Below are 6,851 nucleotides of genomic sequence, written 5' to 3'. Positions count from 1 at the left end.
GGCAGACAGGGATAGTCGCGCTATCGGTATCGGCGGCGCGCGGCTTGCTATGTCGCGGATGAAATTTAGGCGTGATTAAATTAATATCTAAATTTTAAAAAATCGACTAGCAGATAAAATTTCGGAACGATTAAGATTTAATATCCGAATTTTAGAAAGATCGTTTGGCTGATAAAATTTAGAAACGATTAAATTTAAGATCAGAATTTGCAGAAATCGCCTAGCGGATGAAATTTTAGCGCGATCTGAAATTTAGCGGCCGAGTTTAAGGAAAATTTCGCTTAAATTCTAAAACTCAGATCCAAATCAAGGAGCGAAATGCAAATAGGTATCAAATTTTCACTTGCGGTTCACATCATGCTTTGCGTCGCGTATTTTCGCGAGGAGAAGGTCACGGGCGATTTCGTCGCCGCAAGCTCGGGGATAAACCCCGCCATCGCGCGCAAGCTGATCTCGCAGCTAAAAAACGCGGCTTTGGTGCTCACGACCGCGGGCGTGGGCGGCATCACACTAGCTCGCGACGCGCGACTCATCACGCTTTTAGACATTTACGAGGCGGTGAGCGAGGAGGACGCGATGTTTCGCCTGCACAAAGGCTCGCCTAGCGCCTGCCCCGTGGGCGGCAAGATCGAGGCGATACTCGCGCCGCGATTTGCTCGCATTCAGAATGATTTTAAAAAATCCCTATCAAGCGTGAGCTTGGCGGATCTTTTGAGCGATTTGGGATAGAGCTTTAAAATTCTAAATACGCATTTATCTTCTAAACTTGCTCGAATTTCAAGGCTTGCGGGCTAAATTTATATAAAATTTTACCCGCTCGCCATGTAAAATTTCGGTTTAATTTGATTTGAGATATAATCCTCCTAATTAATTCTAAGGGGAAATTTTGAAATATTTAAAAGCCATATTGCAATTCATCGCAGTTTTTGCTTGCCTTATTTTGTATCTATTCATAAGCGGAAGAGTAGGACTTCATAAATCTCAATCTCACTACACTATTACGATAGGCTCCGATACTACTAAAGAAGCGGGACTTGATAAGTATGTAAGCGAAGCGGAGATGCAAAGTTTTGCATTTAGACATTGGGATATAGATTACAATTCAAATCCGAAAAACGTATTTAAAGAACCCCCTATAGACGTAGAGCTAAAAAGGCTTTTAAAAAGCAAGCAAACTGATAAAATTTTAAAATTTATGAAAGATAACAATCTATCCGTAGAGCATACTATGCACGGAGGTGTAACGCCCGTGATGTATTCTAGCTTTTGGGATGATACAAATACTACCCAAGAGCTTATAAAGCTAGGCGCGGATATACATAAAAAAGACGAATACAAGCTATCCGCTATGGCTTATGCGATAGAAAATAATGCTACTAAAGCGGTAAGACTGCTTTTAGACAACGGGGTTAAATTTGAAGAGGCGGAAGTCGTTAGAAACAGACTGCTTCCGCCGAATTATAACCATATAAAATCTTTGCAAATAAGTGATGATGGAAATTTTACGTTGATTTATGATACCAACTATCCTATGATTAGTATAGGAGAGCCGAATTATTTCTTTTCATATCTTACGAATACGAATATGTATGAGATAGCAAAGATGGCATTAGAAAGCGGCTACAAGCCATATATTTGGAAATTTCAAAACTCTACGGTAGGTTTAAGGTACGGAAACGATATTAAAAAGGTCGTGCCTGAAGGAATATTAAATGATAAAGCGGAACCGACGGACGGATTTGATATTACCGAATATGATTTTTCATTGTATGATACATTTCCGGGCACTCCAAATTACGAACCGATTTTAAAGCTGCTTATGCAGTATAACGTAGGCGGACAACCGAGTCCGGAATTTCTAAAACGAAAATATGATGATTGTCATAGAAACTATATATATAGTTTGGATAGTTATTATAAAATAAACTACGATGCAACTTATTATATACCTAAAAGTGAAATTTCTCTTATAACGACGGTATATCGCAAATATTGCAAAGATAGAAATTCTACATTTAAAGATGTTTATGAATATACGAAATTTGCAAGCGAGTTAAATGAAATGGAAGCGGTATCCATCCATATGTATACCAGAGATAAAGACGGTCGTAAGCTTGATCAGCCGTATAAAGATAATTTAAAAAAGCTAGATAAATATATAGATGAAATCTCATCCGATGAGATAAAAAATGCAAGAAAAGAATGTCATCAAAACTAAATATTAAGGAGAATAAAATGACAGAAGAAGAGTTAAACTAACACGCTCAAAATTAGCTTTTTGATATAAAGTTAACCCACAAGCTCGGGCTTAAATTTAAACTAGCCCGAGCCAAAACTACAATTTTATCTTCCTAACTTCCAGCTCGCCGCCAAAAAAGTTCGCGTAGTAAAGCAGGTCTTTTTCGACCTCAAGCCCCGCTAGGTAGCGCAGAGCGAGGTTCGCCTCAAAGCTTGCCGCAAACATTACGATCGCAGCCGTTATGCCCGCAGGCGTCGCGTTTAGGCTCGGGAAAAATTTAAAATCCGCATTCTGCACGAAGCAGACTTGGCACTGCCAGCTGTCCACCGACGCAAACACCCACGGCACGCCTATTTGCTTAGCAAACGCATCGATCTGCGCACGCGTGGCGAGATTATCGGTCGCATCCAAAATCAGATCAAATTTCTCGCCCGCGCCTATCGCGCTAGCGAAAAATTCCTCCGCGCGGCTCTTATGCACCTCCACGCTCACGCCGTCGTAGCGAGCCTCCGTGCGGCTTTTAAAAACGTCCGCTTTAAATTTGCCCTCGTCTTCGAGCGTGAATAAAATTTGCCTGTGGATGTTGTGAAGCGCCACCGTGTCGAAATCCACGACGCTGATCCGCCCGATGCCGCTTGCGCCCAGAGCGTAAGAAAGGCTGCTTCCAAGCCCGCCCGCGCCGATGATCAGGATGCGTTTATCCGCAAGCGCGCGCTGCGTCTGCTCGCCCCAAAGTTGGATCTGTCTGTGAAAGTAGTTCATAAAAGCCCCCTACTGACTAGATTTTTTCGGAATTTCCACAACCCGCGCGCCGCAGCGATCTCGTCCGCGTCCACTTCGCACATCAGCACGCCCTCTTCGTTTTTCAGCTCGTTTGCGATCTCGCCGCCGGGGGTTACGACGAAGCTCTCGCCGTAAAATTTAAACTCGCTCTCGCCGAATTTCGCCTCGCCGATGCGGTTGGCGCGGATGACGTAGAGCGAGTTTGTAAACGCGCGCATCTTCAAAAGCTCGCGCCAGCGCCCGCCGCTTTCGAAGGTCGAAGCGCACGGCACGAGCACGCAACCGACGTTTTTTTGCATAAAATAGCGCCAAAATACGTCAAAATGTGCCTCGTAGCCGAAGCAGACGCCGAATTTCACGCCGCCTTCGCTAAAGATCATCGGCGAAATTTTACCGATTTTGCGGCTTTTGCGGTTGGCGAAAAAACTCTCCTCATTCCAGTGCGGATAGTCCATCAGGATATTTTGATCGTAAAATTTCACCTCCGAGGGCGAAAATTTCGCGCAGGATTTCACCCAGATAGGCTCGTTTTCGCTCGCGCAAAAGATCTCCTCTTTGCTCGCATCTTTTTGGCTTTCGGCTTTTAAATTTGAAGCGTTCGAGTTACTCGGGATCGAAGCGCTTAAATTTAAACCGTCTGCGGAATTTGCGGCTTTGAAATTTAAAGATTTTGCGCCGCAGGAGTTTAAAGCGCCTTTGGAATTTGAACCATCGTTGGAATTTAAATCGCTCTTGGAATTTAGCTCGCCCTTGCAACCGGGCTCGCTTTTAAGGCTTAAGGAATTTTCGCTGCTAGAGCTCGCGCTTTTTTGAGCCGCGCCGCCGAAAATGCCCGCCTGCCTCAAAATCGCGCCGCTTGCGGCTCTGATTATCGGCGCCACGATATGTAGGTCGTATTTGGCGGCCAGCCGCGCCATCAGCTCCTGCTTATGCTCGCTCTGTTCGCACGCGATGGAGCGGGGCATCTTTTTAAGCTCGCTAAAGAAGGAATTTAGCTCATATTCGCCCAGTAGCACGATCCGCGCGCCGTTGTCTTTGGCGACCTTCATATAGTAATCGATCCGATTTTCGCTCATCGAAAGCGTCGGTAGTTGCAAAACGCATACGTTTATCATCGCCGCCTCCTAAGCCTGCTCGGGTGCGTTTATTTCGGCGACCTCGAGTTTGGCGTTTTCTAAAATTTCCTTCGCCTCCTTTAGCAGCGCGACGCCCTGTTTATACAGCTTCACGCTCTCCTCTAGGCTCAGATCCTTGTCGTTTAGGCTTTTTAAAAGCGCGTTAATCTTTTCCATTTTTTCTTCAAAACTCATCCAAAATCCTTTTTATGATGTAATCAAATTTTTCTATCTCGACCAAAAACGCGTCGTGTCCGTAGTCGCTGTCAATCTGCGCGTAGCTAGTGCGATCTTTTTTGCCCAGATCGCTCATCGCATCGTAAATTTCTTTCATCAGCTCGGGCGGAAAGAGCACGTCGCCTTTGAAAGAGATGAGGTGTAGGCGCGATCTGATCTGCGCGCAGGCGTTTTTGAGATTGCCGTAGTGGCGCGTGCAATCAAATATATTCATCATCTTGGCGATGTAGAGATAGCACAGCGGATCGAACCTGCGCGCGAAATTTTCGCCGTTGTATTCAAGGTAGCGATCCACCTGAAAGCGTCCGTTAATCTCGTAAAGACCGTCGGTTTCGACGTAGTTGCGCCCAAATTTTTCCTGCATCGAGCTTGGGCTTAAAAAACTTATATGCCCCGCCATGCGCCCCACCGCCATGCCGTCAAGCCCGCGCTCGGCGATCAGATTTTTATCGTAGTTGCCGTTTTTAAAGCTCGGATCGCGCAAGATGGCCTCGGTCGCGATCTTATTAAACGCGATCGCCCAAGGCTGCGTAGCGTATGTGCTTGCGAGCACGAAAATTTCATCCGCAAATTCGGGATATTCGATCGCGTAGCACAGCGCCTGCATTCCGCCCAGGCTGCCGCCGATAACGGCGCGGGCGCGGGCGATGCCTAGGCGCTTTAAAAGCATCATCTGCGCGCGCACGACGTCCGAGACGACCACTACCGGAAAGCGCAAGCGATACTCGCGGCCGCTGCTTTCATCGACATCAAGCGGGCATGTCGAGCCGAACGGCGAAGCTAAAATGTTTATGCAGATGACGAAAAATTTTGTCGTATCGATCGCTTTATGATCGCCGATGAGCCCGTCCCACCAGCCGGGCTTAACGTCGCCTTCGTAAAGTCCCGCGGCGTGCGCGGAGCCGGTTAAGGCGTGGCAGATGACGATGACGTTTGATTTGTCCGGGTTTAGCTCGCCGTAGGTTTCATAGGCGAGCTTGAAGTTAGAAAAGACGCGGCCGCTCTCCAGATAGAGCGGCTCGTCGAAATTTTGAATTTTGCTCTGAAGGATCACTGATTTACTCGGTAATTCGGCGCTTCCTGCGTAATGATGACGTCGTGGACGTGGCTTTCTTTAAGACCTGCGCTCGTGATCTCGACGAATTCCGCCTTTTGCTGAAAGGTCGCGATATCCTTGCTGCCGCAGTATCCCATCGAGCTTCGCAAGCCGCCTAGCAGCTGAAAGATCACGTCTTTTAGCATGCCCGCGTAAGGCACGCGTCCCTCGACACCCTCGGGCACGAGCTTTTCTTTTGCGGTGCCGTCTTGAAAGTAGCGATCCGAGCTTCCCTTATGCATCGCCGCTCAGGAACCCATGCCGCGGTAGGTTTTGTACTGGCGACCCTGAAACGTAATGAGCTCGCCCGGGGTCTCGTAGCAGCCTGCAAGCAGACTTCCCATCATCACCGAGCTTGCACCCGCAGCTAGAGCTTTGGCGATATCGCCCGAGTATTTGATGCCGCCGTCTGCGATGATCGGAATTCCAAATTTAGCCGCCTCGATCGCGCAATCGTTGATCGCGGTAAACTGCGGCACGCCCACGCCCGCTACGATGCGCGTAGTGCAGATCGAGCCCGGGCCGATACCTACTTTAATCGCATCGGCTCCTGCGTTTGCGATATCCTTTATGCTGGCGGGGTTTGCGACGTTTCCGACCACTACGTCGACGTCGAAATTTCGCTTCAGCTCCTTAAGCGTGTCGATAATGCCTTTGGAGTGTCCGTGCGCAGAGTCCATCACAAGCGCGTCTACGCCCGCTTTGACGAGAGCTTCGGCTCTTTGCAGATGGCCTACGCCAATCGCCGCGGCGACGCGAAGGCGGCCGAATTTGTCTTTATTAGCGCTTGGATATTCGATGCGCTTTTTAAGGTCTTTGATCGTAATAAGCCCCTCTAAGTGGCCGTTTGCGTCGATTATCGGAAGCTTTTCTACCTTATTGTTTCTAAAAATTTTCTCCGCATCATCAAGCGTGCAGCCCTTTGGGGCGGTAATTAGCGGAGCTTTGGTCATCTTTTCGCCTACTAGCGCGGCGGTGTCGGTTTCAAAGCGCAGATCGCGATTGGTCAAAATTCCAATCAGCACGCCGTTATCGTCGATAACGGGAATGCCGCTAATATGGTACTCGCTCATCAGATCGAGAGCGTCTTTGATCGTGGCGTCCGCCTTGATCGAGATAGGGTCTATAATGACGCCGCTTTCGCTCTTTTTTACGCGGCGAACCATCTTGGCTTGGGAGTCCTCATCCATATTTTTATGGATAACGCCGATGCCGCCGAGGCGCGCCATCATTATCGCGGTGCGGTACTCGGTGACCGTATCCATCGCAGCACTCACAAGAGGGGTATTTAGCGTGATATTTTTCGTAAAACTCGTGCTGATATCGACCTCTTTGGGTAAAATTTCAGAGGATTGCGGTACCAACAAAACATCCTCGAAGG

General features: G+C 47.8%; 6 protein-coding genes and 1 pseudogene. 2 read left to right on the top strand and 5 right to left on the bottom strand.

The genetic code is table 11. From position 1 onward, the window contains the following. Positions 1-318 precede the first annotated feature (318 nt). Both Q0256_RS10215 and Q0256_RS10210 read left to right on the top strand, forming a co-directional pair. The gene (locus Q0256_RS10215; protein ID WP_297962726.1) at positions 319-729 is read left to right on the top strand and encodes an Rrf2 family transcriptional regulator; all 411 of its coding nucleotides are present in this window, start codon (positions 319-321) and stop codon (positions 727-729) included. Positions 730-886: 157 nt separating this feature from the next. Next, entirely contained in the window at positions 887-2,218 is a 1,332-nt protein-coding gene (locus tag Q0256_RS10210; RefSeq protein WP_297962724.1) for an ankyrin repeat domain-containing protein, read from the top strand. A gap of 117 nt (positions 2,219-2,335) precedes the next feature. Here Q0256_RS10210 and Q0256_RS10205 read toward each other — a convergent pair whose 3' ends face one another. The 5 genes and pseudogenes from Q0256_RS10205 to guaB form a co-directional block, all read right to left on the bottom strand. After that, positions 2,336-3,001, bottom strand: coding sequence for a ThiF family adenylyltransferase (locus Q0256_RS10205; RefSeq protein WP_297962722.1), 666 nt, complete (start codon positions 2,999-3,001; stop codon positions 2,336-2,338). Further along, a complete protein-coding gene (locus Q0256_RS10200) occupies positions 2,998-4,137 on the bottom strand; it encodes a carbon-nitrogen hydrolase family protein (RefSeq protein ID WP_297962720.1) in 1,140 nt (379 codons plus the stop codon). The genes Q0256_RS10205 and Q0256_RS10200 overlap by 4 nt, the downstream gene beginning before the upstream one ends. Positions 4,138-4,146: 9 nt before the next feature. Beyond that, positions 4,147-4,332, bottom strand: coding sequence for an exodeoxyribonuclease VII small subunit (gene xseB, locus Q0256_RS10195; RefSeq protein WP_005872361.1), 186 nt, complete (start codon positions 4,330-4,332; stop codon positions 4,147-4,149). Beyond that, on the bottom strand, positions 4,322-5,428 hold the full coding sequence (locus Q0256_RS10190) for a homoserine O-acetyltransferase (RefSeq protein WP_297962718.1): 1,107 nt from the start codon (positions 5,426-5,428) through the stop codon (positions 4,322-4,324). Before Q0256_RS10190 ends, xseB begins: the two co-directional genes overlap by 11 nt. Beyond that, positions 5,425-6,851: pseudogene (gene guaB, locus Q0256_RS10185) on the bottom strand (IMP dehydrogenase); the annotation flags it as partial. The gene Q0256_RS10190 and the pseudogene guaB, both read right to left, overlap by 4 nt.

This window comes from uncultured Campylobacter sp., assembly GCF_937949835.1.
Taxonomy (GTDB): Bacteria; Campylobacterota; Campylobacteria; order Campylobacterales; family Campylobacteraceae; genus Campylobacter_B.
Note: the sequence above shows the minus strand (reverse complement) of the source record. Positions and strands in the feature narration are given on the sequence as shown.